The following is a 26,496-nucleotide window of genomic DNA, read 5'->3' as shown; positions in this document are numbered from 1 at the left end:
GCCCGGTTACATTCCGAACCCGGAAGCTAAGCCTCACAGCGCCGATGGTACTGCAGGGGGGACCCTGTGGGAGAGTAGGACGCCGCCGAACAATTATTCAAAGCCGCGGCCCCCAGCGATTCGCTGGGGGCCGCGGCTTTTTTGCGTATGTGCGCAGGTGTGCACGACCGGTAGAACGGGACTTCCGCCCAGACGCGGGGGGTCTCCGGATGCCGGACAATGGAGATGGTGCACGGCCAGAAGGCCGGCGCCGAACCGCGTGAGGGCAGTGGTGTTGCCCGGTCCGCGGCGGAGATGAAGCAGCAGAAGGAGTTACCACGATGGCGAACCAGCCTCAGGACCGTCCCGAGCGTCGATCGGACGACGGCCGCGGGTACGAGCCCCGGTCTCGCGGGGGCTGGTCGAACGACCGCGGTCCGCGCCGAGACGACCGGCGTGATGACCGCCGTGACGACCGTGGCGGCGACCGCGGTGGTTTCCGCCGCGATGACCGCCCCTCCGGTGGTTACGGCCGTGACCGTGACGACCGTGGTGGCGACCGTGGTGGTTTCCGCCGTGACGACCGCCCGGGTGGTTACCAGGGCGGCGGCGACCGTGGCGGTTTCCGTCGCGACGACCGCCCCTCGGGCGGCTTCGACCGTGGTGGCCGTGACGACCGTGGCGGCGACCGCGGTGGCTTCCGCCGTGACGACCGCCCCTCCGGTGGCGGTTTCCGCCGTGACGACCGCCCGTCGGGTGGCGACCGCGGCGGCCGTGACGACCGCGGCGGTTTCCGTCGTGACGACCGTCCGGCCGGTGGCGGTTTCCGTCGCGATGACCGTCCGGGTGGGTTCCGTCGGGACGACCGTGACGACCGTCCGCGTCGTGACGACCGCCCGTTCCGCGACCGTGACGACCGTGGTGGCGACCGCGGCGGTTTCCGCCGTGACGACCGCCCGGGTGGTTACCAGGGCGGCGGCGACCGCGGTGGGTTCCGTCGCGACGACCGCCCCTCGGGCGGCTTCGACCGTGGTGGCCGTGACGACCGTGGCGGCGACCGCGGTGGTTTCCGCCGTGACGACCGCCCCTCCGGTGGCGGTTTCCGCCGTGACGACCGCCCGGCCGGCGGTGGCTTCCGCCGTGACGACCGCCCCTCCGGTGGCGGTTTCCGTCGGGATGACCGTCCGGCCGGCGGTGGCTTCCGTCGGGATGACCGTCCGGCCGGCGGTGGCTTCCGTCGGGATGACCGTCCGGCCGGCGGTGGCTTCCGTCGCGATGACCGTCCGGGTGGGTTCCGTCGGGACGACCGTGACGACCGTCCGCGTCGTGACGACCGCCCGTCGGGTGGCTTCGACCGTGGTGGCCGTGACGACCGCGGCGGTTTCCGTCGGGATGACCGTCCGGCCGGCGGTGGCTTCCGCCGTGACGACCGTCCGGGTGGGTTCCGTCGCGATGACCGTGACGACCGTCCGCGTCGTGACGACCGCCCGTTCCGTGACCGTGACGACCGTGGTGGCGACCGTGGTGGTTTCCGCCGTGACGACCGCCCGGGTGGTTACCAGGGCGGCGGCGACCGCGGTGGGTTCCGTCGCGACGACCGGGGTGACCGCGGCGGCGACCGCGGTGGCTTCCGTGGTGGCCGTGACGACCGTGGTGGGGACCGTGGCGGCTTCCGCCGTGACGACCGCGGCGGGCGTGACGACCGGGGTGGCTACCGCGGTGGCCGTGACGAGCGTGGCGGCCGGGACCAGGACGACCGCCGGGGCAACTACGAGCCGGTCAAGCGCCTGCCGATCCCGGAGGACGTCACCGGTTTCGAGATCGACGCGGACGTGCGTCAGGAGCTCAAGAGCCTGCCCAAGACGCTCGCCGACGACGTCGCCCGCAACCTGGTGATGGTCGCCCGCCTGCTCGACAGCGAGCCGGAGGAGGCCTACCAGTACTCGCGCGTCGCGCTGCGGCTCGCCTCCCGCGTCGCCGCCGTCCGTGAGGCGGCCGGCTTCGCCTCGTACATGACCCAGCGCTACTCCGAGGCACTGACCGAGTTCCGCGCCGCCCGCCGGATGACTGGCCGGGTGGACCTGTGGCCGGTGATGGCCGACTGCGAGCGCGGCCTGGGCCGCCCGGAGCGGGCGCTGGCGATGGCCGGCGAGCCCGAGGTCAAGCAGCTGGACAAGGCCGGCCAGGTCGAGATGCGCCTGGTCGCGGCCGGTGCGCGCAGCGACATGGAGCAGTTCGACGCCGCCGTCGTGACCCTGCAGAGCCCCGAGCTGGCCTCGCCCGCCGTGCACCCGTGGACCGCGCGGCTGCGTTACGCCTACGCCGAGGCGCTGATCGCGGCCGGCCGCGGCGAGGAGGCCCGCGACTGGTTCGCCAAGGCCGTGGAGGCGGACACCGACGGCACGACCAACGCCGCCGAGCGTCTCGCCGAGATCGACGGTGTGGAGTTCGTGGACGCCCTCGACCCGGAGTTCGCCGAGGAGGAGGCCGAGCAGGCCGCCGAGCCGGCCAAGCGCAAGGGCGGCGAGGCCTCGGACGAGCAGGTCATCTTCGAGGACGACGAGGACGTCGAGGAGTACTACGACGAGGACGACCTCGAGATCGACGAGGACTTCGACGGCGTGGTCCCCGAGCGGGCCACCGAGGCCGAGAAGGCCGAGCAGGCGGACAAGGCCGACGAGGCCGGTGAGTCCGGCAAGTAAGCGCCGGACCTGAGCACGAGTGAGGCCCTGCCGCGCCCCGGGAGATCCCGGAGTGCGGCAGGGCCTCACTGCGTTCCGGCCGGTCCGTGGCGGCGCCGGTCGGGCGGTGCGTCAGCCGAGTTCGAGGTTGCGCAGCACCAGTCCGGTGGCCGGCTTCGGCCCGAAGGAGGTGGACTTGCGCGGCATGGTGACGCCCTGTTCGGCGAGCCGGCGCACCACGCTCTCCCGCACCGGGTGCAGCAGGACGGCCGTCCCGCCGGTGCGGGCGGCCTCGCGTTCGGCGGCGTCCGCGGTGTGCAGGTAGCCGATGTCCTCGGGGCCGTCGGGGATCCGCCAGGTGTGGTCGAGCAGGGTGGCGTGCAGCACGGTGGCGTCCAGGTGGCGCCACTCCTCGGGCTTGTCGTGCGGCACGGTGGCGTCGAGCAGGGTCTCGTCGGGGTCGCCGACGAGCCGGTAGACGCCGTCCCCGCCGGTCAGCAGGAAGCCGCTGCCGCCGTGCCGCTTCTGCTCGGCGAGGGCCTGCAGCGCGGTCTCCAGCGGGCCGGGGACCTCCTTGACCCGCCACTGGTCGCCGAGCCGCTGCAGGGCCTCGGAGACCGGCAGCCGGTACAGCACCCGGTGGATGGCCCGCACCCGCAGCGGGTAGCGGGCGGTGTCGACCAGCAGCACCAGGCCGCGGTCCCAGGGACTGCGCGGCAGGTGCCGGTGCTCGCGCTGGAGCCGCAGGTACATCTCCCAGCGGTGGTGGCCGTCGGCGATCAGCGCCCGGCAGGTGGCCAGGTCACTGCCGACCTCGGCGATCTCGGCGTGGTCGGTGACCGCCCACAGCCGGTGGTGAGTGCCGTCGGAGGTGGTCGTGGTGAGCAGCGGTTCGTCGCGTACGGCGCGTTCGACGACGTCGGACGCCCCGCCGCCGCCGCGGTAGGTGAGCAGCAGTGGTTCGAGGTTGGCCCGGGTGGTGCGCATCAGGCCGACCCGGTCGGCGACCGGCCGGGGCATCACGTCCTCGTGGGGGAGGACGACGCCGGCCTCGCTGCCGCTGACCGCCAGGGCGCCGATGAGTCCGCGCTGCAGCAGCTCGGGGGTGTCGCCGGCGGCGGGCACGCGCTGCTCGTAGACGTAGAGGGCCGGCACCGGGTCGGCGGCCAGGACGCCCTCGCGCTGCCACTCGTGCAGCAGCCGGGCGGCGTGCCGGTAGCGGGTGTCGCGGTCGGGGCGGTCGCCGGTGTCCTCGGGTTCGGGGCGCGGCAGGATCAGCCGGACGACGTTGTGCGGGTCGGCGGTCTCCAGGTCGAGCCTGCGGCCGGGGTCGACGACGTCGTAGGGCGGTGAGGTGACGGCGGCCAGGGCACCGACCCGGTCGGGGACGTAGCGCAGGCCGCGGAAGGGGGACAGGGACAGACCTGCGGTGGCGACGCGCCCGGGATCGCCGGGGCCGCCGTGCGGAGACTCCACTCCGCTTTCTGCACTGGGTGTGCTCATTCTGGGCATCGTAATCGGGTACGCGTTGTTCAGAGATCGGAACACCCGGGCCGGTCCGGTGGGCGGGTGTCGTGACCGAGGGCGAGGTGGCGCGTGGACGAGCGCGACGAGCGGGTGGACGACGGTGCCGGTGGCGGCGCTGGTGGGGCCGTCGGCGGGGCTGCCGGTGAGGACGGCGGCGTGCCGGAGCAGCGGCGGTCCGGGGAGCCGGTGGGCGACGTCTACGAGTGGTTCCGCCGGGGCGTGAAGCTGCTCGCCCAGGGCAACCCGGCGGCGGCCGAGCAGCTGCTGGCCCGGGCGGCGGCGGAGGAGCCGGCCTCGCGCAGCATCCGGGAGGCGCTCGCCCGGGCGCAGTTCGACGCGGGCTCGTACGCGGCGGCGCTGGAGAACTTCCGGGCGGTGGCCCTGGCGGATCCGTCGGACGACTACGCTCAGTTCGGGTGGGGTGTGGCGGCGGCCCGGCTGGGTGACTTCGAGACCTCCGCCGAGCACCTGGCGCTGGCCGTGGCGATGCGGCCGGAGACCGACCACTACCGGGCCGCGCTGCGGCAGACCCGGGCGACGCTGGCGGCCCGGGCGGGGGCGTTCGGCCCGCTGCTGCCGGGGGCTCCGGGGTACCTGGAGCCGCCGGCCGGGGAGCGGCCGCCGCCGCTGGGCCCGGCTGCCGGGCCGGAGCCGGGAACCACGGCGGGTCCGGAGCCGACGGGTGAGCGGGACCGGCAGGACGGCTGAGCCCGGACGGCACCGGCGGGACCGGCGGCGCCGACAGCACCGACGAGCAGGACTGACGCGATGAGTGAGGTAGAGCAGGCATGACCGAGACGGCCACCACCGTGCGACGGACCGCCCCGGGCGGCAGCGAGCTGCCGCTGACCGAGGCGTACGACACGGCGCTGCTGGACCTCGACGGCGTGGTGTACGCCGGACCGAACGCCATCGACCACGCCGTGGACTCGCTGGCGGCGGCCCGCGCGGCCGGGATGCGGCTGGCGTACGTGACCAACAACGCCTCCCGCCCGCCCCGGGTGGTGGCCGCGCACCTGACCGAGCTGGGCGTGCCGGCCGAGCCGGCGGATGTGATCAACTCCGCGCAGGCGGCGGCCCGGGTGCTCGCCGAGAAGCTGCCGGCCGGGGCGAAGGTGCTGGTGGTGGGCGGCCTGGGGCTGGAGGAGGCGCTGGCCGAGCGCGGCCTGGTCACCGTCCGGACGCTGGCCGAGGAGCCGCTGGCGGTGGTCCAGGGCTTCGACGCCTCGGTGGGCTGGGCGCAGCTGGCGGAGGCCTCCTACGCGGTGCAGTCGGGGCTGCCGTGGGTGGCGTCCAACACCGATGTGACGGTGCCGACCGCGCGCGGCATAGCGCCGGGCAACGGGATGCTGGTGGCGGCCGTCCGGGCGGCGACCGGGGTGGAGCCGGAGGTGGCGGGCAAGCCGCTGCCGCCGATGCACCGGGAGACGGTGCTGCGGACGGGCGCGAAGCGGCCGCTGGTGGTCGGCGACCGGCTGGACACCGACATCGAGGGCGCGTTCAACGGCGGGGTGGACAGCCTGCTGGTCTTCACCGGGGTGACGACGGCGGCGCAGCTGCTGGCGGCCCCGGCCGAGCACCGGCCGACCTATCTGGCGGAGGACCTGCGGGGGTTGCTGACCGGGCACGCGCCGGTCACGGCGCGGCCGGACGGCGGGTTCGCCTGCGGCGGGTTCGTCGCGGCGGCGCAGGACGGCGTGCTGCGGCTGGAGGGTGTCGGGGCGGACCGCTGGGACGGGCTGCGGGCGCTGTGCGCGGCGGCGTGGACGGCGCTGGACGCGAACGGCGAGCCGGTGGACGGCCGGAAGGCGCTGGCCGAGCTGGGGTTCTAGAACCCGGGAGAACCGGGGAGAACCGGGGAGAACCGGGGACCGGTCGGGTCAGAGCAGGGTGCGCAGCCGCAGCAGGTCGCGGAAGCCGGCCTCCAGCCTGACCCGTCCGGTCGCCCAGGCGGACGCGAAGTTGAGCCGGCCGCCGACCAGGGCGAGCAGGTCGTCGCTGCTCATGGTGAGCCGGATGTCGGCCTTTCCGGCGGGGCTGCCGGGGGCCTCCTCGAGGTCCTGGATGCTGCCCTCGCGCAGCCGCCCGGTGAAGGTGAGGTCGAGGTCGGTGATCCGGCAGCTGAGCGAGCGGTCCAGCTCGGCGGCCTTGCGGACGTCACCGGTGGCCTTGGCGAGGTTGCGGCTGAGCTGCTCCAGCGCCTCGCGGCACTCCTCGGCGTCGGCCATGGCGGTGGATCCCCTCCTTCGACGGGCCGCGGCGTTCCGGCCGGACGGCCGGGCCCGGCGGCCGTGACTGCCGGGCCACGGTACCGCAGGACGTGTTTGGCGGTAGCGTCGTCCGTGGGATGCCCGGATCCGTCCGGGCGTCGAGGTGACGGAACGATGTGCGCAGGCGAATGGGAGGCACCCGGATGCTGCCGAGGACGGTGCGAGGAGCGGTGGCGGCCGCGGCCGTGCTGGTGGAGGAGGTCGGCAAGCGGGTCGTCGGGACGGCGGCCGGTCTGCTGGAGAAGGGCGGGATCGACGTCGCCGAGGTGGAGCGCCGGCTGGGCGGGCAGTTCCCGCCGTCGGCGCGGTCGCTCCAGACGCTGGCCGAGGAGGCGGTGACCGCCGGGCGGGCCGGGGTGGACCTCGCGGTGGGGGTGGCGCGCGGTGAGGTCGAGAAGGCCTTCGAGCGGGTCGGCGACCAGGTGACCAAGGTGGGCGTGGTGCTGGCCTACCTGGAGAACAAGCTGCGCGAGGTCGAGGAGGACGACGCGGCGGGCCGGGAGGGGGCCGCGCCGGCCGCGCCCGCGCCCCGGGCCGGCGGGCTGTTCGAGGACGGCTGGGAGCGGGAGACGGCGGGCTCGGCGGAAGCGGAGCGGATAGCGGTGGACGAGCCGGTGGAGGTCGACCCGCCGGTGCCGCCGGCCGGGAGGGGTGCGGCTCCGGCTGCCCCGGTGGTGCCCGCGGCTGCGGAAGCCCCGACCCCGGAAGCCCCGGCTCCGGCTCCCACGAAGAAGGCCGCGGCCAAGAAGCCGGCCGCCGCGAAGCGGACGGCCGCGCAGGAGCAGCCCGCGAAGAAGGCGGCCGTGAAGAAGACGGCCGTCAAGAAGACCGCGACCGCCAAGCGGACCACCGCCGCGAAGAAGACCGCCGAGGCCGCCGGTCAGGACCAGCCGCCCGCCAAGCGGACCGCGACCAGGAAGACCACCGTCCGCCGGACCACCACGAAGAAGCCCGATGCCTGATCCCGAGAACCCGGCCGGGCCCGCCCGGGACCCAGCCCCGGACCCCGTCCCCCTGCCCGTTCCCGGCACCGGTGAGCCGCTGCCGCTGGGCGTCGACCTGAGCCCGACCGGCCACCCCGAGGTGGACGCCGGCCTGGCCCGGCTGGAGGCGCTGGACGGGGTGCCCACCGACGCGCACGTCGCCGTGTACGAAGATGTCCATCAGCGGCTGGCCGACACGCTGGCCGCCCTCGACCGGGACTGACCGGGCGAAGCGCAACCATCCGTAGGAGCTGAAACACCAGTGGCAGTGGCACGACGCCGACTCGACGCGGAACTGGTCCGCCGCAAGCTGGCCCGGTCGCGGGAGCACGCTTCCGAGCTGATCGCGGCCGGCCGGGTGACCGTCGGCGGGACCACCGCGACCAAGCCGGCCACTCAGGTGGAGACCTCGGCGGCGGTCGTGGTGGCCAAGGACGAGAACGACCCCGACTACGTCTCGCGCGGCGGCCACAAGCTCGCCGGGGCGTTCGCGGCGTTCGTCCCGCAGGGCCTGGTCGTCGAGGGCCGCCGGGCGCTGGACGCGGGCGCGTCCACCGGCGGGTTCACCGATGTGCTGCTGCGCTCCGGGGCCGCGCACGTGCTGGCGGTGGACGTCGGCTACGGGCAGCTGGCCTGGTCGCTGCAGAGCGACGAGCGGGTCACCGTGATGGACCGCACCAACGTCCGCGAGCTGACCCTGGACATGATCGGCGGCACCCCGGTCGACCTGGTGGTCGGCGACCTGTCGTTCATCTCGCTGGGCCTGGTGCTGCCCGCGCTGGCCGGCTGCGCCGCCGAGGACGCGGACCTGGTGCTGATGGTCAAGCCGCAGTTCGAGATCGGCAAGGAGCGGCTGGGCAGCGGCGGGGTGGTGCGCAGCCCGCAGCTGCGCGCCGAGATGGTGCGCCAGGTGGCGGGGCAGGCGTGGGAGCTCGGACTGGGCGTGCGGGCGGTCACCGCGAGCCCCCTGCCCGGGCCGTCCGGAAATGTCGAGTACTTCCTGTGGATGCGCCGGGACGCGCCGCCGCTGGACCTGGCGGATGTGGACCGGGCTGTTGCCGAAGGCCCCCGATAGGGTGCTCTGCGGACGTCCGGTCCGTCATGCTGGGTGGCGCGGCCGTACCGGGCCGACGGGGACCCGGACGGCGTAGGGAGAGGGCAGCGGGCATGAGTGATGAACGTACGGTCTTCCTGATCGCTCACACGGGCCGTGAGGCGGCCCTGCGCAGCGTCGAAGGACTGGTGCACGGTCTGCTCAAGGCGGGGATCCGGATCAGACTGCTGGCCGCCGAGGCGGTCGACCTGGACCTGCCGGACGGGGTGGAGACGGTTGCCGGGGGTCCGGGGGCGGCGGACGGCTGTGAGCTGATCCTGGTCGCGGGCGGGGACGGGACGCTGCTGCGCGGGGCCGAGCTGGCGCGTGAGCACGGCCTGCCGATGCTCGGCATCAACCTGGGCCGGGTCGGGTTCCTGGCCGAGGCCGAGCGGGACGACCTGGCGGTGGTGGTCGAGCGGGTCGTCGACGCCGACTACGAGGTCGAGGAGCGGATGACCCTCGATGTGATCGTCCGCACCAACGGTGACGTGGTGCACCACGACTGGGCGCTCAACGAGGCCTCGATAGAGAAGGCTTCCCGGGAGCGGATGCTGGAGGTGGTGACCGAGGTGGACGGCCGTCCGGTCTCCAACTTCGGCTGCGACGGGGTGGTGTGCGCGACGCCGACCGGGTCGACCGCGTACGCGTTCTCCGGCGGCGGGCCGGTGGTCTGGCCGGAGGTGGAGGCGCTGCTGATGGTGCCGATCAGCGCGCACGCGCTGTTCGCCCGGCCGCTGGTGACCTCGCCGGACTCGGTGCTGGCGGTGGAGGTGCAGCCGAAGACCCCGCACGGGGTGCTCTGGTGCGACGGCCGGCGTTCGGTGGAACTGCCCGCCGGGGCACGGGTGGAGGTGCGCCGGGGACAGACGCCGGTGCGGCTGGCCCGGCTGCACCGGGCGCCGTTCACCGACCGGCTGGTGGCGAAGTTCGCGCTCCCGGTGACCGGGTGGCGCGGCCGCACGGACAGCCACTGACCGACCCGGTCCGACAGCCTGACGGGTCCGGCAGCCCGACGTCCGCCGGACCCGTCAGACCGCCAGGGGCTGGGTGTCGTCGGCGCCCTGCCAGCGGCCCTCCTGCTCGGCCCGGGCGGCGACCTCGGCCAGCCGGCGGACGGCGTCCGGCACGGCCGGGGCGGCCACCGTGAACGGGATCCGGATGTGGTGCTCGAACGCGCCGTCGGAGCCGAACCGGTTCCCGGCGGCGATCCGGACCCCGGTGCGTTCGCCGGCCCGGGCCAGGGCCGCCCCGGACACCCCGCCGGTGCCGACCCAGAGCGACAGCCCGCCCGGCGGCACGGTGAACCGCCAGTGCGGCAGCCGTTCCCGCAGGGCGGTGTCCAGCGCCTCGGCGGTGTCCCGCAGCCGGGTCAGCTGGTGGGCGCGGACCGCCGGGAGGTGCGTGGTCAGCAGCTCGGCGGCGATCAGCTGGTCCAGCACGGGCGCGCCGACGTCGCTGTAGACCCGGGCGGTGGCCAGCCGGCGGACCAGGGCCGGCGCGGCGCGCACCCAGCCGATCCGCAGGCCGCCCCAGAGCAGCTTGCCGGCCGAGCCGACCGTGACCACCTGGGCGGCGCGGTCCAGGGCGGCCGTGGGGCGGGGCGGGGTGACGCCCTCGGGCAGGCCCCAGCCGAGCTCGGCGGTGGTCTCGTCGGCCAGGACGACGGTGCCGGCGGAGCGGGCGGCGGCGAGCAGCTCGCGCCGCTGCTCCTCGTCGATCAGCGCGCCGGTCGGATTGTGGAAGTCGGGGATCACATAGGCGGCCTTCGGCGCGGCCCCGCTCAGCACCCGCCGCCACTCGGCGAGGTCCCAGTGGAAGCCGCGGGTGAGCGGGACGGGGACCAGCCGGGCCTCGGCGAGCCGCAGGGCCTGCAGGGTGTGCGCGTAGCTGGGCGCCTCGACGGCGACCCGGTCGCCGCGGCCGAGCAGGACCTGGCGCACCAGGTGCAGGGCGCCCATCGCGCCGATGGTGATCAGGATCTGGTCGGGGGTGGTCGGCAGTCCGCGCTCGGTGAAGCGGCGGGCCACCGCCTCGCGCAGCACCGGGACGCCGGTGGGGTAGTGGCCGTGTCCGGCGGCGTACGCGGGCAGCTGCTCGACGGCGCGGGCGGCGGCGGTGGACAGGAAGGGCTGCGGTGCGGGCAGCGCGGCGACGCCGAGGTCCAGGATGCGGCCCTGCTCGTCCGGCGGCACCGGGTGCAGGGCGTCGCTGGGCGGGGCCGAGCCCTCGGGCAGCGCGGTCCAGCTGCCGGAGCCGCGCCGGCTGCGCAGGTACCCGTCCGCGCGCAGGGCCTCGTACGCGGTGGCCACGGTGGTGCGGCTGAGCCGCAGGGCGAGGGCCAGTTCGCGTTCGGCGGGCAGCCGGGCACCGACCGGCAGCCGGCCCTCGGAGACCAGCAGCCGGACCTGGGCGGCCAGCGTGCGGTAGGCGGGGCGGCGGGCGGCACCGGGCGGTTCGGGCAGCCGCGCAGTGGCGAGCAGCCGGGCGAGCGCCGGGGACGTCACGGTGGTCTGCCAGTCGGCCAAGGCTCATCAGTCCACTTGCTGGGGATTGGCCCTGTCGTGGGCCGTATTGGCCTGGCCATCATGGCAGGGCGGCCATCGAGTCCGCCACCATCGGGGCCGTGTGTCGCGGTGGTGCAGCACCACCCGCCGGAGATTCCATGGCCACCCCCGCGAGCACCCGCCCGTCCCCGACCTCCTCCCCGTCCACCGCCGCTCCCCGGCGGCCGGGTCTCGCCGTCCGCGTGCTGGGCGACACCCACGCGCTGGGCCGCCGGGTGCCGCAGCTGTTCGTCGGCCTCGCCCTCTACGGCGCCAGCATGGGCCTGATGCTCCGCTCCGGGCTCGGGCTGGACCCCTGGGACGTCTTCCACCAGGGCCTGCAGGGCACCGTCGGGCTCTCGGTGGGCGCCTGGGTGACCATCTGCGGCGCACTGGTGCTGCTGCTGTGGATACCGCTGCGCCAGCGGCCGGGCCTCGGCACGGTCGCCAACGTGCTGGTGATCGGCGCCGCGATGGACGCCACCGTGCGCGTCGTCGAGGCCCCCGGGGCGCTGCCGGCGCGGATCGCCCTGATGGTCGGCGCGATCGTGCTCAACGGCCTGGCCACCGGCCTCTACATCGGCGCCCGGCTCGGCCCGGGACCGCGCGACGGCCTGATGACCGGCCTGCACCGGCGCACCGGCCGCTCGCTGCGGCTGATCCGCACCGGCATCGAGCTGACCGTGCTGGCCGCGGGCGTCCTGCTCGGCGGCACGGTCGGGGTGGGCACCGTCGCCTACGCGCTGGCCATCGGCCCGCTCGCGCAGTTCTTCCTGCCCTGGTGCACGGTCCCCGCCGCGGGCCCTGTCGCAGCCCCCGTCGCGGGCCGGGAAAGCACGGCCGCGGACTCCCGGAACGGATGAACTTCGCGGCACGGAGTTGCCGCGCGCCGTTGTCGCTCGTCGCGCGGCGGGGGCGGAACCTCGTAAGGTCGTCTCCGTGTTGGACGAGATGCGGATACGGGATCTTGGGGTCATCGACGACGCGGTCGTCGAGCTGGCCCCCGGCTTCACCGCCGTGACCGGCGAGACCGGCGCCGGCAAGACCATGGTGGTGACCAGCCTCGGCCTGCTGCTCGGCGGGCGCGCCGACCCGGGCCTGGTGCGCAACGGCAGCGCCCGCGCGGTCGTCGAGGGCCGCCTCGAACTGCCCGCCGGCTCGCCGGTGGCCGTCCGGGCCGTGGAGGCCGGCGCGGAACTGGACGACGGCGCGCTGCTGATCAGCCGGACCGTCTCCGCCGAAGGGCGCTCGCGCGCCCACGTCGGCGGCCGGTCCGTTCCGGTCGGCCTGCTCGCCGAACTCGGTGAGGACCTCATCGCCGTGCACGGCCAGACCGACCAGCAGCGGCTGCTGCGCCCGGCCCGCCAGCGCGGCGCCCTGGACCGGTACGCGGGCGAGTCCGTCGCCGAGCCGCTGGCCCGCTACCGCGAGGTCTACCGGCGGCTGCGCGAGGTCTCCGCCACCCTGGAGGAGCTGACCACCCGGGCCCGGGAGCGCGCCCAGGAGGCCGACCTGCTGCGCTTCGGCCTCGACGAGGTCGCCGCCGCCGAGCCGGTGGCCGGCGAGGACGAGGAGCTGTCCGCCGAGGCCGAACGGCTCGGCCACGCCGACGCGCTCTCCTCCGCCGCCACCCTGGCGCACGCCGCGCTGGCCGGCGACCCGGCCGACCCGGAGGCGCTGGACGCGGGCACCCTGCTCGGCCAGGCCCGCCGCGCCCTGGACGCCGTCCGCCACCACGACGAGCGGCTCGCCGCCCTCGCCGAGCGGCTGAACGAGGTGGGCTACCTGCTCGCCGACGTCGCCGGCGACCTGGCCGGCTACGCCGACGACCTGGACGCCGACCCGGTGCGCCTGGCCGCCGTCGAGGACCGCCGGGCCGTCCTGGCCCAGCTGCTGCGCAAGTACGGCGGCCCGGAGAACACCCTCGCCGAGGTGATCGCCTGGGCCGAGAGCGGCGCCGCGCGGCTCGCCGAACTGGACGGGGACGACGACCGGATCGACGAGCTCGGCGCCCAGGAGACCCTGCTGCGCGCAGAGTTGGCCGACCTCGCGGCCGAGGTGTCGGCGGCCCGGCAGGGCGCCGCCGGACGCTTCGCGCAGGCCGTCTCCGCGGAGCTCGCCGAGCTGGCCATGCCGCACGCCCGGGTCACCTTCGCGATCAGCCAGGTCGACGACCTGTCCGGGATCGAGATCGAGGGCCGCACCGTCGCCTACGGCCCGCACGGCGTGGACGAGGTCGAGGTGCTGCTGGCCCCGCACCCGGGAGCCCAGCCCCGGCCGATCGCCAAGGGCGCCTCGGGCGGCGAGCTGTCCCGGGTGATGCTCGCCGTCGAGGTGGTCTTCGCCGGCGCGGACCCCGTCCCCACCTACCTCTTCGACGAGGTGGACGCGGGCGTCGGCGGCAAGGCCGCGGTCGAGATCGGCCGCCGGCTCGCCAAGCTGGCCGAGAGCGCCCAGGTCGTCGTGGTCACCCACCTGCCGCAGGTGGCGGCCTTCGCCGACCGCCACCTGGTGGTCGAGAAGACCAACGACGGCACCGTGACCCGCAGTGGTGTCAAGGTGCTGAACGACGAGGAGCGGGTGCGCGAGCTCTCCCGGATGCTGGCCGGCCTGGAGGACTCCGAGCTCGGCCGGGCGCACGCCGAGGAACTGCTCGCCGCGGCCCGCGCCCCCCGCCGGCACTAGCCCGGAGCCGGTCCGCGCGGGCGGCCCTCGCGGACCGGCCACGACGCGCCCCACCGGGGGCGCCGACTGTCCAAGAGGGCCGCCGACCTGGCATGGTGGCCGCTGGACACTGGCCTACCTGTCCCGAGCGCCGCCGGCGGGAAACCCCCGTCCGGGGCGCGCGTAGCTGATCGAATCGGATGCGAGACGACGTGGACCATTCCGCCGCCCGGGCCGCCGCGGCCACCCCCGAACCGGGGCAGCTGCACGTGGTGCTCGTCCTGGCCGCCAGCACCGGCGGCATCGGTGCGCATGTGCGCTCGCTGGCACAGGGCCTGGTCGCGCACGGAGTGACCGTCACGGTCTGCGCCCCCGCCGACGCGGACGCGCTGTTCGGCTTCTCCCGCACCGGCGCCCGGTTCCACCTCGTCGACATCACCCCGACCGCGGGCGCCCGCAGCGACGCCACCGCCATCGGCGAACTGCGCCGCGCCTTCACCGGCGCCGACGTGGTGCACGCCCACGGCCTGCGCGCCGCGCTGCTGTCCGACCTCGCGCTGCGCACCGCCGGCCGCTTCCCGGGCCTTCGCCCGGAGACGCCGCTGGTGGTCACCGCGCACCACGCGCTGCTCGCCACCGGCATGGAGCGCCGGCTCCAGCGGCTGATGGAGCGCCGGGTGGCGCGCGCCGCCGACCTCGTGCTCGGCGCCTCCTCGGACCTGGTGGCCCGGGCGCGCGAGCTCGGCGCCACGGACGCCCGGCTCGGCCCGGTGGCCGCCCCGCCGATGCCCGAGGGCCGGCTGGAGCGGGGCCGGGCCCGGGCCGCGCTGCTCGGCGCGGGGCCGGACCGCCCGGTGGTCCTGGCGGCCGGCCGGCTCGTCCCGCAGAAGGCGTTCGGGGTGCTGCTGGACGCGACCCGGGAGCTGTCCACGCTGTCCCCGCAGCCGCTGCTGGTGGTCGCCGGCGACGGCCCGGAGGCCGCCGGGCTGCGTGAGCGGGTGGCCGCCGAGAAGCTGCCGGTGCGGCTGCTCGGCTACCGCACCGACGTGCCCGACCTGCTGGCCGCCGCCGACGTGCTGGTGGTCTCCAGCCGCTGGGAGGCCCGTTCACTGGTGGTCCAGGAGGCGATGCGGGCGGGCGTGCCGGTGGTCGCCACGGCCGTCGGCGGCATCCCCGAACTGGTCGGTGACGCCGCCGTGCTGGTCCCGTCCGGGGACCCGGCCGCGCTCGGCCGGGCGGTGCGCGAGCTGCTGGCCGACCCGGCGCGCCGCGAGCGCCTGGTGGCGGCCGGCCGGCAGCAGGCGCAGACCTGGCCGGACGAGGCCGCCACCGTCGCCCAGGTGCTCAGCACCTACGACGAACTGGTGCAGCGCAACCGGTAGGCCCGGCGGCTGACTCCTGGGCAAGGTCTGGAACTGACCCGTCACGCCACGGGCCCGTGCGATGAGCTGATCCGGGTCCACCGGGAGCGCGTACGAGGGCGAGGGCCCGCACCGGCCGGTGCGGGCCCTCGCCCTTCTGCCGTCCTGGCGCCGTCCGCCGCCGGTCAGACGGTGGCCTGCTCGCCGGCCCGGTCGGAGGCCGAGCCGTCCGGCTGGGCGGAGAGGTAGGCGCCGCCGCAGGCGGTCAGCCGCAGCGCGGTGTCGATCAGCGGCACGTGGCTGAACGCCTGCGGGAAGTTGCCGACCTGCCGCTTGAGCCGCGGGTCCCACTCCTCGGCGAGCAGCCCGAGGTCGTTGCGCAGCGCCAGCAGCCGGTCGAACAGCTCGCGGGCCTCCTGCACCCGGCCGATCATCGCGAGGTCGTCGGCGAGCCAGAACGAGCAGGCCAGGAAGGCGCCCTCGTGGCCGGAGAGGCCGTCGACGTTGTTCCCGGTCTCGTCGTGGGTCGGGTAGCGCATCACGAAGCCGTCCTCGGTGGACAGCTCGCGCTGGATCGCCTCGATGGTGCCGATCACGCGCTTGTCGTCCGGCGGCAGGAAGCCGACCTGGGGGATCAGCAGCAGCGAGGCGTCCAGCTCCTTGCCGCCGTAGTACTGGGTGAAGGTGTTGCGCTCCGGGTCGTAGCCCTTGTCGCAGACGTCCCGGTGGATGGTCTCGCGCAGGTCGCGCCAGCGCTCCAGGTGGCCGCCGTCCGGGGCGTCCTCGGGGGTCTGCTCCAGCAGCTTGATGGTGCGGTCGACGGCCACCCAGGCCATCACCTTGGAGTGCACGAAGTGCCGGCGCGGGCCGCGCACCTCCCAGATGCCCTCGTCCGGCTCCTGCCAGTGCTCCTCCAGGTACTCGATGAGCCGCAGCTGGAGGTGGTGGGCGTGGTCGTTGCGGACCAGGCCGGTCATGTGGGCCAGGTGCAGCGCCTCGACGACCTCGCCGTAGACGTCCAGCTGGAGCTGGCCGGCCGCGCCGTTGCCGATCCGCACCGGCTGGGAGCCCTCGTAGCCGGGCAGCCAGTCCAGCGCGGACTCGGTGAGCTCGCGCTCGCCGGCGATGCCGTACATGATCTGCAGGTTCTCCGGGTCGCCGGCCACCGCGCGCAGCAGCCACTCGCGCCAGGCCCGGGCCTCCTCGCGGTAGCCGGTGCGCAGCAGCGAGGAGAGGGTGATCGCGGCGTCGCGCAGCCAGGTGTAGCGGTAGTCCCAGTTGCGCTCGCCGCCGATGTCCTCCGGGAGGGAGGTGGTCGGGGCGGCGACGATGCCGCCGGTGGGGGCGTAGGTGAGGCCCTTGAGGGTGATCAGGGAGCGGACCACGGCTTCCCGGTAGGGGCCCTGGTAGGTGCACTGGCCGACCCACTCGTGCCAGAAGTCGGCGGTGGCGTCGAGCACTTCCTCGGCGTCCGGGGCCTTGGGCGGCTCCAGGTGGGAGGCCTGCCAGGTGAGCGCGAAGGCGATCCGCTCGCCGGCCGAGACGGTGAAGTCGGCGTAGGTGGTGAGGTTGCGGCCGTAGGTGTCGGCCTGGCCGTCCAGCCAGACCGAGTCGGGGCCGGCCACGGCGGCGGTGCGGTGGCCGCCGTCGGGCTGCTCGACCCGGTGCACCCAGGGCACGACCCGGCCGTAGCTGAACCGCATCCGCAGCGCGGAGCGCATCCGGACGGTGCCGGCCACGCCCTCGACGATCCGGATCACCTGCGGGACGGCGTCCTTGCCGGCGAGCGGGCGGGGCGGCATGAAGTCGATCACCCGGACGGTGCCGCCCTGGGTGTCCCACTCCTGCTCCAGGATCAGCGAGTCGCCCCGGTAGCGGCGGCGGTCGGCCGGCAGGGCGGGGGCGGCGGCGGTCGGCGGGATCCGCAGGTCGCCGGTGTCGGTGAGCCCGGCCCGTCCGGTGGCGGGGTCGTCGGTGGTCGGGTCGGCGGGGACCGGTTCGGTGGCGGGGGAGGGCAGTTCGGTGGCCACCGCCTCGGCGGGGCCGATTCGCCAGAAGCCGTGTTCGTCGGTGCCGAGCAGTCCGGCGAAGACCGCCGGCGAGTCGAATCGGGGCAGGCAGAGCCAGTCCACCGCTCCGTCCCTGCTGACGAGGGCGGCGGTCTGCATGTCCCCGATGAGTGCGTAGTCCTCGATACGGCCGGCCACGTGATCTCCAGTTCGCAATGTGGTCACGACGCATCGGCGATCCGAGGGGGAGCCTGCGGGTACGGCGAGACCGGTGCCACCCCGGGACGTCCGGCCCTCCGTCGGGTGGTGGCGGGCCTTGCTGGAGTGTCCGCGAGGGCTCGATCGAGCCTCTGGGTGGGTGGGGAGAGCGGGAAATAACGGGGAGGTCCGGTCGCGCATCGGGGACCGAGAGGTTCCTGACCCTCCCACGCCCTCCGCGGCTCATGTTGTCGGCGATGCGTCCGAGCAGCTTACGACGGACGAAAGGGGCGAAGCACGCGGGCGCAGCGCGGTGTGGCGCCGCATTTCGGCGGAAATACCGCGCATCGCGGGGGAGGCCGCCAGGATGGCTCGGAAGGATCAGCTCCGGATGGCACGAAGTGGGGATCCGGCGATGGCCCGCCCGAGCCGATCCGGGCCATCGGGAGTGGCCCGCTCGGGCCGGTGGTGCGACGCGTGTGGCGTCTGCGCCGGGTGGTGCGCCGGTGGCGCGCCCGGCGTACGCCCCGGGAGCGTCCCGGCGGATCCGGACCGGGAAACCGGGCGCCCGCCGCCGCACGGGGGCGGCCCGGAACGCGTTCGGGCCGGGTCACTGTTACCCTGGTATCCCGTGGACCGGTGGGATCAAACGCCCCGGACCGGCCGAACCGACGACCTCCGGGCGCCGTGCCCCCGCACCGCCTCCCTCGTCGGGACGGCGAGCCGCGAGCCTCCCACCACGTCACCTTCGACTCGCGACCCACGGGAGCCCCCTCTTGGCACAGCCCCATTCCGGCAAGGCATCGAACGGCCGCGCCGTGACGACCAAGCACCTCTTCGTCACCGGGGGTGTCGCCTCGTCGCTCGGCAAGGGCCTCACCGCCTCCAGCCTCGGTGCCCTGCTCAAGGCCCGCGGCCTGCGCGTCACGATGCAGAAGCTCGACCCGTACCTCAACGTGGACCCGGGCACCATGAACCCGTTCCAGCACGGTGAGGTCTTCGTCACCGACGACGGCGCCGAGACCGACCTCGACATCGGTCACTACGAGCGGTTCCTGGACACCAACCTGCACGGCTCGGCCAACGTCACCACCGGCCAGGTGTACTCGACCGTCATCGCCAAGGAGCGCCGCGGCGAGTACCTGGGCGACACCGTCCAGGTCATCCCGCACATCACCAACGAGATCAAGTCCCGGATCCGCCGGATGGCGACCGAGGACGTCGACGTGGTGATCACCGAGGTCGGCGGCACCGTCGGCGACATCGAGTCGCTGCCGTTCCTGGAGGCCGTCCGCCAGGTCCGCCACGAGGTCGGCCGGGACAACGTCTTCTTCGTGCACGTCTCCCTGCTCCCCTACATCGGCCCCTCGGGCGAGCTGAAGACCAAGCCGACCCAGCACTCCGTCGCCGCGCTGCGCAACATCGGCATCCAGCCCGACGCCGTCGTGCTGCGCGCCGACCGCGAGGTCCCGCAGGCCATCAAGCGCAAGATCTCGCTGATGTGCGACGTCGACGAGGAGGCCGTGGTCGCCGCGATCGACGCCAAGTCGATCTACGACATCCCCAAGGTGCTGCACGGCGAGGGCCTGGACGCCTACGTCGTCCGCCGCCTGGACCTGCCGTTCCGCGACGTGGACTGGACCACCTGGGACGACCTGCTGCGCCGCGTCCACGAGCCGCAGCACATCGTCAAGGTCGCGCTGGTCGGCAAGTACATCGACCTGCCGGACGCCTACCTGTCGGTGACCGAGGCGCTGCGCGCCGGCGGCTTCGCCAACAACGCCCGGGTCGAGATCAAGTGGGTCACCTCCGACGACTGCGAGACCCCCGAGGGTGCGCGGGAGCAGCTCGGTGACGTCGACGCGATCTGCATCCCCGGCGGCTTCGGCGACCGCGGCGTCAACGGCAAGGTCGGCGCGATCACCTACGCCCGCGAGAACCGCGTCCCGCTGCTGGGCCTGTGCCTGGGCCTGCAGTGCGTGGTCATCGAGGCGGCCCGCAACCTGGCCGGCCTGCCCGAGGCCAACTCCACCGAGTTCGACGCCGCCGCCAAGCACCCGGTGATCTCCACCATGGCCGAGCAGCTGGCCATCGTCGACGGCAAGGGCGACCTGGGCGGCACCATGCGCCTGGGCCTGTACCCGGCCAAGCTCGCCGAGGGCTCGATCGTCCGCGAGGTCTACAACGGCGAGCAGTACGTCGAGGAGCGCCACCGCCACCGCTACGAGGTCAACAACGCCTACCGGGCCGACCTGGAGAAGACCGGCCTGGTCTTCTCGGGCCTCTCCCCGAAGGGCGACCTGGTCGAGTACGTCGAGTACCCGCGCGAGGTGCACCCCTACCTGGTGGCCACCCAGGCCCACCCGGAGCTGAAGTCCCGGCCGACCCGCCCGCACCCGCTGTTCGCGGGCCTGGTGAAGGCCGCGATCGAGATCAAGACGGCCCCGGCCGACGCCGAGTAGGCCACCCGCGTTCCCTCGGACGGCGGCCCCGCGATTCCTGCGGGGCCGCCGTTCGGCGTTAGATTGTGTCGTACTGACGAAAAGGGGAGACGTGATGGACGAGCGCAGCACCGCCGAGGTCGCCGACCGGGCCGAGGAGTGGGAGATCCGGGGGAGCACCACACCGTTCCAGGGCCGGGTCACCGGCGTGCGCAGCGAGGAGGTCCGGATGCCCGACGGCAGCTGGGCCCGCCGCGACTACCAGACCCACCCCGGCTCGGTCTCCGTCCTCGCCCTGGACGACCGGCAGCGGGTGCTGATCCTGCGCCAGTACCGCCACCCGGTGCGCCAGCGCCTCTGGGAGCTGCCGGCCGGCCTGCTCGACGTCCCCGGCGAGAACCCGCTGCACGCCGCCCAGCGCGAGCTGTACGAGGAGGCGCACTGCAAGGCGGGCAGCTGGCGGGTGCTGGTCGACTTCTACACCTCGCCCGGCGGGACGGACGAGGCACTGCGGCTCTTCCTGGCCACCGACCTCGCCGAGGCGGAGGGGCAGCGGTACGAGGCGCACGGGGAGGAGCTGGAGCTGGAGTCGGCGCGGGTGCCGGTGGAGGAGCTGGTCCGGCTGATCCACGCCGGGCAGCTGCACAACCCCACCCTGATCACCGGCACGCTGGCGCTCTACGCGGCCCTGCACGGCCCGGGCGGCCTGGAGGCCCTGCGCCCGGCGGACTCGCCCTGGCCCGCCCGGCCCTTCGCGTAGGCCCCCGGCGCCCTGGGCCCCGGCGCCCTGGGCCCCGGCGCCCTGGGTCCCGGCGCCCTGGGTCCCGGCGCCCTGGGCCCCGGGCTTCTGAGGGCCCAGGCTCGGCCGGCGGGGTGATTCGCCGGTTCGTACGACCGGATGTCACCTCGGCCGGAGCGGACGGTCGAACTACGCTTCGCAGACGGGGCGTCCGCTGCGGGGCGCCTTCGGTGAGCGCTGGCGACGTCGGGAGTGGCACGGGTGGCGAGGAAGACGGTGACGATGGAGGCCGGGGCCGGCGCGCCCGCCGAGCGCGTTCCCGGGCTGGACCGGCTGCCCGTCGGCCCCGCCCTGTTCGTCGGCCGGCGCACCGAGCTGGCCGCCCTGCGGGCCGCCGCCGCGCGCCCGACGGAGGGCCGCAGCCCGGTCCTGGTGCTGGCCGGCCGGCCCGGGTCGGGCCGTACCGCGCTGGCCGTGCGGTTCGCCGTCACCGCCGCCGCCCAGTACCCCGACGGCGTGCTCTTCGCCCGGCTGTCCGCGTCCGACGGCGGCCGGGTGCCGCCCGCCCGGGTCGCCCGCAGGCTGCTGGAGCAGCTCGGCGCGGACACCGCGGGCGTCCCGCTGCCCGGCGCCGTCGAGGACGGCCGGGACGACCCGGCCTGCGTCGCGCTGCGCGGGGCGCTGGCCGGGCGGCGGGTCCTGCTGCTGCTGGACGACGTCCGGGACGCCGGGCAGCTGTGGCCGCTGCTCACGGACGAGCCGGGCTGCCTGGTGCTCGCCACCACGGCCGGGCCGCTCACCGGGATCGAGGACATCGACCCGGTCATCCTCGGCGGACTGGACCGCCCGGCGGCCGCCGAACTGCTCGGGGACCTCGTCGGCGGGACGCGGATCGGCTGCGACCCGGTCGGCGGGGCCGACCTGGCGGAGGCCTGCGGGTCCCAGCCGGCGGCGCTGCGGCTGATGGCGGGGCGGCTGCGCGGCAATCCGAAGCTGGCGGTCACCGAGGCGGCGAAGGAACTGGTGCGGGCCGTCGCCGAGGCGTCCTCGTCGGCGGCCCGGGGCGCGGGGCGGCCCGGCGCGGAGCCGAAGCCCGAGAAGGCCGAGAGGGCCGAGAGGGCCGAGGAGCCCGCGAAGCCCGCGAGGGCGGAGAAGTCCGCGAAGAACGCGCCGGGCAGGCGGCGGAAGGGGGCCGCGCAGGAGCCGAGTACCGCCGCACCCGCTCCGGTCGTGGCGCCCCCGGCCGAGCCGGCCCGCGACCCGGCCGCCTGGGTGCGGCCCGGACCGGAGCCCGCCGAGCCCGTCCCGGTGCCCGACAACGACCCCTTGATCGGCGCGTTCACCCTCGCCTACACGGGCCTGCCCGCCACCCAGGCCCGGATGCTGCGCGCGCTCACCCTGGCCCCCGGCCAGTGCGCGGACCTGCGCACTGCCTCCGCGCTGGTCGGCTGCCCGGCCCCGGAGGCCGCCGGGACGCTGGCGGCGCTCGCCGAGCGGGAACTGCTCACCGTGGAGCCGCCGGCCGCCGACGGCACCGCCCGCTACCGGGTGCCGGGCCGGCTGCACCCCCGGCTGGTCCGGCTGCGCGCGCGGGAGGACCGGCCCGCCGAGATCGAGCTGGCCCGGGCCCGGCTGCTGGAGCGGCTGGTCCGGCTCACCGAGTCCGCCCGGGCGCTGCTGGACCCCTCCGGCGGGCCGGGCCCCGATCCGCTGCCCGGTCCGCTGCGGCTGACGTCCGCCGCGCACGCCCGGCAGTGGCTGCTCGGCGAGCGTGACGTACTTCTCGGCGCGGTCGCCGACGCGATCGGCCAGGGCGACCTCGACGGCTCGGCCGGCCGGCTGGTCACCGCCCTGCTCCGGTCGCTGCCGCTGACCGGCGCCGCCGCCCCGGCCGACCTCTACCAGCTGCACGAGCTGGTGCTGACGGTGGCCGAGCGGCACGGCCGTCCGCGCCGGGCCTCCGCCGCCCTGCTCAACCTGGGCGACCTGCAGGCGGTGGCCGGCCGCTGGGAGCAGGCCTGCGGCCACTACCGGGCCGCCCTGGAGCACGCCCGGGCCGCCGACGACGAGGCGCTCTGTGCCCGTGCGCTGGAGGGCGCGGCGGGCTGCCACCGGGCGCTCGGCGACGCGGTGCGCGCCGCCGACTGGTACGGCCGGGCGCTGGGCCTGCGGCAGTCGATGGGCGACCAGGCCGCCGAGGCGCGGCTGCTGGCCAGGGTGGCCGAGGCGCACAGCGCCCAGCGCCGCTTCGAGGAGGCCGAGCGGGAGTACCGGGCGTCCCTCGCGGTGCTGCGCAGGCTCGGCGACGAGCACGGCCGGGAGGCGGTCGCCACCGCCCTCGCGGAGCTGCGGGAACGCGTCTCGGCCGGGTGGTAGCGGGCCTTTTCGGGAGTATTGTCGAAGATGCCCGGTCGGTGCGACTTTGGTAGGAAGATCGCGAGGGAAGCCTACGAACCTGCCAATGCGTCCGGCAGATTTATTCACATTGGAAGGCTGACAGGCCGCCTGGGCTTCATTACACTCGACTCAGCGCGCAGCAATCCGTGCCCCGGTGTCTTCCGGAGGCTTCCCCCGTGCGCGCGGCCCGCCGGTCTTCTCCGGTAGGGACCCCCATGGCAAGAGGACGTGTTTAGCCGTGAAGGTCGGCATCCCCCGCGAGGTCAAGAACCACGAGTACCGCGTGGCCATCACGCCTGCCGGTGTGCATGAGCTGGTCCGCAACGGACACGAGGTCTACATCGAGGACAACGCCGGCGTCGGCTCCTCGATCCCGAACGAGGAGTACGTGGCCGCCGGCGCCACCATCCTCCCCACCGCCGACGAGGTGTGGGCCACCACCGACCTGGTGCTGAAGGTCAAGGAGCCCATCGCGGAGGAGTACCACCGCCTGCGCAAGGGCCAGACGCTCTTCACCTACCTCCACCTGGCGGCCGACCGGGCCGGCACCGACGCGCTGGTCGCCTCCGGCACCACCGCCATCGCGTACGAGACCGTGCAGCTCGCCAACGGCGCCCTGCCGCTGCTCGCCCCGATGTCCGAGGTCGCGGGCCGCCTGGCCCCGCAGGTCGGCTCGTACCACCTGATGCGTCCGGCCGGCGGCCGCGGCACCCTGCCCGGCGGCGTGCCCGGCACCCACCCGGCCAAGGCCGTCGTCATCGGTGGCGGCGTCTCCGGCTGGCACGCGGCCACCATCGCCATCGGCATGGGCTACGACGTGACCCTGCTGGACCGCGACATCAACAAGCTGCGCGAGGCCGACAAGATCTTCGGCACGAAGATCAAGGCCATCATGTCCAACGCCTTCGAGCTGGAGAAGGCCGTCGTCGAGGCCGACCTGGTCATCGGCGCCGTGCTGATCCCGGGCGCCAAGGCCCCGAAGCTCGTCACCAACGAGCTGGTCTCCCGCATGAAGCCGGGCTCCGTGCTCGTCGACATCGCCATCGACCAGGGCGGCTGCTTCGAGGACTCGCACCCCACCACGCACGCCGAGCCGACCTTCCAGGTCCACAACTCGGTCTTCTACTGCGTGGCCAACATGCCGGGCGCCGTCCCCAACACCTCCACCTACGCGCTGACCAACGCGACGCTGCCGTACGTCGTCGAGCTGGCCAACCGCGGTTGGAAGGAGGCGCTGCGCCGCGACGCCGCGCTGGCCAAGGGTCTGAACGTCCACGAGGGCCAGATCACCTTCGCCGCCGTCGCCGAGGCCTTCGGCCTGGAGTCGGTCTCCCTGGAGTCCGTGCTCGCCTGAGCGTGACGCGTGTCGCCCCCGGCCCGGTGCACTCCGGGCCGGGGGCTTCGCCGTGCCCGTGCACAGGGGGTCACCGAGGCCTCCCGGTCCCCGCGTGAACGAGGGGTGAATCCGGTGGTGACGTCCGGGGCGCGGGGTGAGGGTCGCTCTGTCGTCAATCTCCGTCGGTCGTGTCACCCGACCCCGGAAACCTTGGAGTCAGAGGCCTTCGCATCCCTTGACAGAGGGTTGCCTGATAGTCGACACATCCTGCCCACTACCGTGGATTGTGTTGCTGCGAACGCCTTGAACGGCCTAGAGTCGCAAACCGTCGGCATGCTGCCACGCTGACGAATCGACATAGAGTCCTGGATGCCCAAGGAGGTAAGACGACTTGTGAATGAGTCGACATTTGCTCCCGGGGGTGGTCAGCCAGGACTGGCGGCGCACACCGCCGGCCAGCCGACTGAGGAGCCCGGGGCCAGGCAGCCCTCCGTGGGCTCGGCCGAGGTCGGCTCGGTCGCTCTCCGTACTTTCGAAGCACGCCAGAACACAGCACAGGTGACCACGGTGACCGACTACGACGCCGAACTGCCGGCCCACGGCCTGGCCTACGGCGAGTTCGCCTACGGCGCCTACGACGACCCCGACGCCGAGTACGAGCCGGACCCCGAGTACGCGGCCACGCTCGCCCCCGACGCCGCCCGCCAGCGTCGCGAGCGGATCGGACCGACCGGGCGCCCCCAGCCCTACTTCCCGATCCCCGCGCCGGTGGCCGAGCACGGCCCCGCGCAGATCATCGCGATGTGCAACCAGAAGGGCGGCGTCGGCAAGACCACGTCGACCATCAACCTGGGCGCGGCGCTGGCCGAGTACGGCCGCCGCGTGCTGCTCGTCGACTTCGACCCCCAGGGCGCCCTCTCTGTCGGCCTCGGCGTCAACCCGATGGAACTCGACGTCACGGTCTACAACCTGCTGATGGAGCGCGGGCTGACGGCCGACGAGGTGCTGCTGAAGACGGCCGTGCCGGGCATGGACCTGCTGCCGTCCAACATCGACCTCTCCGCCGCCGAGGTGCAACTGGTCAGCGAGGTGGCCCGGGAGTCCGCGCTGGCGCGCGCCCTGAAGCCGCTGCTGCCCGACTACGACTACGTCATCATCGACTGCCAGCCCTCGCTGGGTCTGCTGACGGTCAATGCGCTGACGGCCGCTCACAGCGTCATCGTGCCGCTGGAGTGCGAGTTCTTCGCGCTGCGCGGCGTCGCGCTGCTCACCGAGACCATCGAGAAGGTCTGCGAGCGGCTCAACCCCGAGCTGCGGCTGGACGGCATCCTCGCCACCATGTACGACTCGCGCACCGTGCACAGCCGTGAGGTGCTGGCGCGCGTCGTCGAGGCGTTCGGCGACCACGTCTTCCACACCGTCATCGGGCGGACCGTGCGCTTCCCGGAGACCACCGTCGCCGGCGAACCGATCACGACGTACGCGACCAATTCGGTCGGTGCCGCCGCCTACCGCCAGCTCGCCAGGGAGGTGCTCGACCGGTGCCGCCCCGCCGAGTGAGTCTCCCGGGTGCCGACGAGCTGTTCCGAACCACCGGCGGGATGGCGCTGTCGCCGTCCCTCGCGTCGCGTTCGGCCGCCGAGGCGCCCAGACCGGAGACCGCGCGGGCGGTCAACGGCGTCGGTGACGCGGACGACGCCGAGGGCGTCGACGGCGCCGGCGCCACCGGCGGCGAGGGCCCCGAGCACGCCGAGGGCGGCGACGGGGCGGCCGGGGACCAGGCAGTGGCGAGGCGCGCGCCGCGCCGCGCGATCGGCGGACCGGGCGCGGCCGGCGTACCCGCGCCCGCGCAGCCGGGCGGCCAGGGCGGCACCGGGCCGGGAGGCCGCGCGGCGGCCCCTGCGCCGCGCCAGCACGCGGGTGCCGCCGAGGAGCGGCCGAGGCCGCGGGGCCGTGCCCCGCGCCGCCCGAGCGGGCGCGAGCGGCACGACGAGAAGATCACCGTGTACGTGTCCGCCGAGGAACTGATGGACCTCGAACACGCGCGGCTGGTGCTCCGCGGTGAGCACGGTCTGGCGGTGGACCGCGGCCGGATCGTCCGGGAGGCCATCGCGGTGGTGCTGGCGGACCTGGAGCAGCGCGGTGAGGCCAGCATCCTGGTACGGCGGCTGCGCGGGCGCTGAGCCCGCTCCCGGGGCCGCGGGGGTCCGGGACAGTCCGGTGCGGCGTGTCGGCGGGCCCCGGTGCGGGGCGGGCGGCGCGGGCGGGCGAA

20 protein-coding genes, 1 rRNA gene and 1 pseudogene are annotated in these 26,496 nt (G+C 74.8%); 18 read left to right on the top strand and 4 right to left on the bottom strand.

Annotated elements, in window-relative coordinates:
• The 3 genes from rrf to ABZW10_RS34405 all read left to right on the top strand — a co-directional run.
• A 5S ribosomal RNA gene (gene rrf / locus ABZW10_RS34415) occupies positions 1-91 on the top strand; the annotation flags it as partial.
• Positions 92-219: 128 nt separating this feature from the next.
• Positions 220-1,875 carry a hypothetical protein gene (locus ABZW10_RS34410; protein ID WP_355374173.1) on the top strand — a complete coding sequence of 552 codons (1,656 nt, stop codon included), beginning with the start codon at positions 220-222 and terminating at the stop codon, positions 1,873-1,875.
• Positions 1,812-2,681 (top strand): tetratricopeptide repeat protein, encoded by an 870-nt coding sequence (locus tag ABZW10_RS34405; protein WP_355374170.1) that lies wholly within the window; start codon positions 1,812-1,814, stop codon positions 2,679-2,681. Before ABZW10_RS34410 ends, ABZW10_RS34405 begins: the two co-directional genes overlap by 64 nt.
• A 111-nt stretch (positions 2,682-2,792) precedes the next feature.
• Here the strand turns inward: ABZW10_RS34405 and ABZW10_RS34400 are convergent, their stop codons facing one another.
• Positions 2,793-4,163, bottom strand: a complete 1,371-nt coding sequence (locus ABZW10_RS34400; protein WP_355374167.1) for a DUF1015 domain-containing protein — start codon at positions 4,161-4,163, stop codon at positions 2,793-2,795.
• A gap of 93 nt (positions 4,164-4,256) precedes the next feature.
• Here ABZW10_RS34400 and ABZW10_RS34395 point away from each other — a divergent pair, with 93 nt between their 5' ends.
• Complete coding sequence (locus ABZW10_RS34395; RefSeq protein ID WP_355374164.1) at positions 4,257-4,895, top strand: tetratricopeptide repeat protein; 639 nt, start codon at positions 4,257-4,259, stop codon at positions 4,893-4,895.
• An 80-nt stretch (positions 4,896-4,975) separates the two neighbouring features.
• Complete coding sequence (locus ABZW10_RS34390; protein ID WP_355374161.1) at positions 4,976-6,019, top strand: HAD-IIA family hydrolase; 1,044 nt, start codon at positions 4,976-4,978, stop codon at positions 6,017-6,019.
• Positions 6,020-6,067: 48 nt separating this feature from the next.
• Here the strand turns inward: ABZW10_RS34390 and ABZW10_RS34385 are convergent, their stop codons facing one another.
• Positions 6,068-6,415 carry an SCP2 sterol-binding domain-containing protein gene (locus tag ABZW10_RS34385; protein WP_355374159.1) on the bottom strand — a complete coding sequence of 116 codons (348 nt, stop codon included), beginning with the start codon at positions 6,413-6,415 and terminating at the stop codon, positions 6,068-6,070.
• 185 nt (positions 6,416-6,600) lie between these two features.
• On the opposite strand from ABZW10_RS34385, the gene ABZW10_RS34380 reads away from it, so the two are divergent.
• The 4 genes from ABZW10_RS34380 to ABZW10_RS34365 all read left to right on the top strand — a co-directional run bounded on the left by ABZW10_RS34380 (position 6,601) and on the right by ABZW10_RS34365 (position 9,510).
• On the top strand, positions 6,601-7,419 hold the full coding sequence (locus ABZW10_RS34380) for a hypothetical protein (RefSeq protein ID WP_355374156.1): 819 nt from the start codon (positions 6,601-6,603) through the stop codon (positions 7,417-7,419).
• A complete protein-coding gene (locus ABZW10_RS34375) occupies positions 7,412-7,663 on the top strand; it encodes a hypothetical protein (RefSeq protein WP_355374153.1) in 252 nt (83 codons plus the stop codon). Before ABZW10_RS34380 ends, ABZW10_RS34375 begins: the two co-directional genes overlap by 8 nt.
• A 45-nt stretch (positions 7,664-7,708) precedes the next feature.
• A complete protein-coding gene (locus ABZW10_RS34370; RefSeq protein ID WP_355374185.1) occupies positions 7,709-8,515 on the top strand; it encodes a TlyA family RNA methyltransferase in 807 nt (268 codons plus the stop codon).
• A gap of 92 nt (positions 8,516-8,607) precedes the next feature.
• Positions 8,608-9,510 carry an NAD kinase gene (locus ABZW10_RS34365; protein ID WP_355374151.1) on the top strand — a complete coding sequence of 301 codons (903 nt, stop codon included), beginning with the start codon at positions 8,608-8,610 and terminating at the stop codon, positions 9,508-9,510.
• Between the two features lie 54 nt (positions 9,511-9,564).
• On the opposite strand, the gene ABZW10_RS34360 is transcribed toward ABZW10_RS34365, so the two are convergent.
• Positions 9,565-11,061 carry a PLP-dependent aminotransferase family protein gene (locus tag ABZW10_RS34360; protein WP_355374148.1) on the bottom strand — a complete coding sequence of 499 codons (1,497 nt, stop codon included), beginning with the start codon at positions 11,059-11,061 and terminating at the stop codon, positions 9,565-9,567.
• Positions 11,062-11,357: 296 nt separating this feature from the next.
• On the opposite strand from ABZW10_RS34360, the gene ABZW10_RS34355 reads away from it, so the two are divergent.
• The 3 genes from ABZW10_RS34355 to ABZW10_RS34345 all read left to right on the top strand — a co-directional run bounded on the left by ABZW10_RS34355 (position 11,358) and on the right by ABZW10_RS34345 (position 15,125).
• Positions 11,358-11,942 (top strand): hypothetical protein, encoded by a 585-nt coding sequence (locus ABZW10_RS34355; protein ID WP_355374182.1) that lies wholly within the window; start codon positions 11,358-11,360, stop codon positions 11,940-11,942.
• A gap of 88 nt (positions 11,943-12,030) precedes the next feature.
• Entirely contained in the window at positions 12,031-13,764 is a 1,734-nt protein-coding gene (recN, locus tag ABZW10_RS34350; protein WP_355374179.1) for a DNA repair protein RecN, read from the top strand.
• 179 nt (positions 13,765-13,943) lie between these two features.
• Positions 13,944-15,125 (top strand): glycosyltransferase family 4 protein, encoded by a 1,182-nt coding sequence (locus ABZW10_RS34345; protein WP_355374145.1) that lies wholly within the window; start codon positions 13,944-13,946, stop codon positions 15,123-15,125.
• Between the two features lie 254 nt (positions 15,126-15,379).
• Here ABZW10_RS34345 and ABZW10_RS34340 read toward each other — a convergent pair.
• A pseudogene (locus ABZW10_RS34340) lies at positions 15,380-17,311 on the bottom strand (glycoside hydrolase family 15 protein); the annotation flags it as partial.
• 776 nt (positions 17,312-18,087) lie between these two features.
• Here ABZW10_RS34340 and ABZW10_RS34335 point away from each other — a divergent pair.
• From ABZW10_RS34335 to ABZW10_RS34310, 6 genes are all read left to right on the top strand, one after another.
• Positions 18,088-19,773 carry a CTP synthase gene (locus ABZW10_RS34335; protein ID WP_355374142.1) on the top strand — a complete coding sequence of 562 codons (1,686 nt, stop codon included), beginning with the start codon at positions 18,088-18,090 and terminating at the stop codon, positions 19,771-19,773.
• Between the two features lie 94 nt (positions 19,774-19,867).
• Positions 19,868-20,512: an NUDIX hydrolase gene (locus tag ABZW10_RS34330; protein ID WP_355374140.1), complete on the top strand. Its 645-nt coding sequence runs from the start codon at positions 19,868-19,870 to the stop codon at positions 20,510-20,512.
• 240 nt (positions 20,513-20,752) lie between these two features.
• Positions 20,753-22,867, top strand: a complete 2,115-nt coding sequence (locus ABZW10_RS34325) for a tetratricopeptide repeat protein (RefSeq protein ID WP_355374137.1) — start codon at positions 20,753-20,755, stop codon at positions 22,865-22,867.
• Between the two features lie 259 nt (positions 22,868-23,126).
• Positions 23,127-24,242, top strand: coding sequence for an alanine dehydrogenase (gene ald, locus ABZW10_RS34320; RefSeq protein ID WP_355374135.1), 1,116 nt, complete (start codon positions 23,127-23,129; stop codon positions 24,240-24,242).
• 375 nt (positions 24,243-24,617) lie between these two features.
• Complete coding sequence (locus tag ABZW10_RS34315) at positions 24,618-25,784, top strand: AAA family ATPase (RefSeq protein ID WP_355374132.1); 1,167 nt, start codon at positions 24,618-24,620, stop codon at positions 25,782-25,784.
• Positions 25,781-26,407, top strand: a complete 627-nt coding sequence (locus ABZW10_RS34310; protein ID WP_355374130.1) for a hypothetical protein — start codon at positions 25,781-25,783, stop codon at positions 26,405-26,407. The genes ABZW10_RS34315 and ABZW10_RS34310 overlap by 4 nt, the downstream gene beginning before the upstream one ends.
• The last annotated feature ends 89 nt before the right edge of the window (positions 26,408-26,496 follow it).

The sequence above is a fragment of the Kitasatospora sp. NPDC004723 genome, from assembly GCF_040609255.1.
In the GTDB taxonomy this organism is placed as follows: Bacteria; Actinomycetota; Actinomycetes; order Streptomycetales; family Streptomycetaceae; genus Kitasatospora.
The sequence above is the reverse complement of the archived record's forward strand: the minus strand, read 5'-3'. Positions and strand labels throughout refer to the sequence as shown.

Bases quoted from the DNA above. Each gene is read 5' to 3' on its own strand.
- ABZW10_RS34410 (WP_355374173.1), top strand. From the start codon at position 220: ATGGAGATGGTGCACGGCCAGAAGGCCGGCGCCGAACCGCGTGAGGGC.
- ABZW10_RS34400 (WP_355374167.1), bottom strand. From the start codon at position 4,163: ATGAGCACACCCAGTGCAGAAAGCGGAGTGGAGTCTCCGCACGGCGGC.
- ABZW10_RS34390 (WP_355374161.1), top strand. From the start codon at position 4,976: ATGACCGAGACGGCCACCACCGTGCGACGGACCGCCCCGGGCGGCAGC.
- ABZW10_RS34385 (WP_355374159.1), bottom strand. From the start codon at position 6,415: ATGGCCGACGCCGAGGAGTGCCGCGAGGCGCTGGAGCAGCTCAGCCGC.
- ABZW10_RS34380 (WP_355374156.1), top strand. From the start codon at position 6,601: ATGCTGCCGAGGACGGTGCGAGGAGCGGTGGCGGCCGCGGCCGTGCTG.
- ABZW10_RS34375 (WP_355374153.1), top strand. From the start codon at position 7,412: ATGCCTGATCCCGAGAACCCGGCCGGGCCCGCCCGGGACCCAGCCCCG.
- ABZW10_RS34365 (WP_355374151.1), top strand. From the start codon at position 8,608: ATGAGTGATGAACGTACGGTCTTCCTGATCGCTCACACGGGCCGTGAG.
- ABZW10_RS34355 (WP_355374182.1), top strand. From the start codon at position 11,358: ATGGGCCTGATGCTCCGCTCCGGGCTCGGGCTGGACCCCTGGGACGTC.
- recN (WP_355374179.1), top strand. From the start codon at position 12,031: ATGCGGATACGGGATCTTGGGGTCATCGACGACGCGGTCGTCGAGCTG.
- ABZW10_RS34345 (WP_355374145.1), top strand. From the start codon at position 13,944: ATGCGAGACGACGTGGACCATTCCGCCGCCCGGGCCGCCGCGGCCACC.
- ABZW10_RS34330 (WP_355374140.1), top strand. From the start codon at position 19,868: ATGGACGAGCGCAGCACCGCCGAGGTCGCCGACCGGGCCGAGGAGTGG.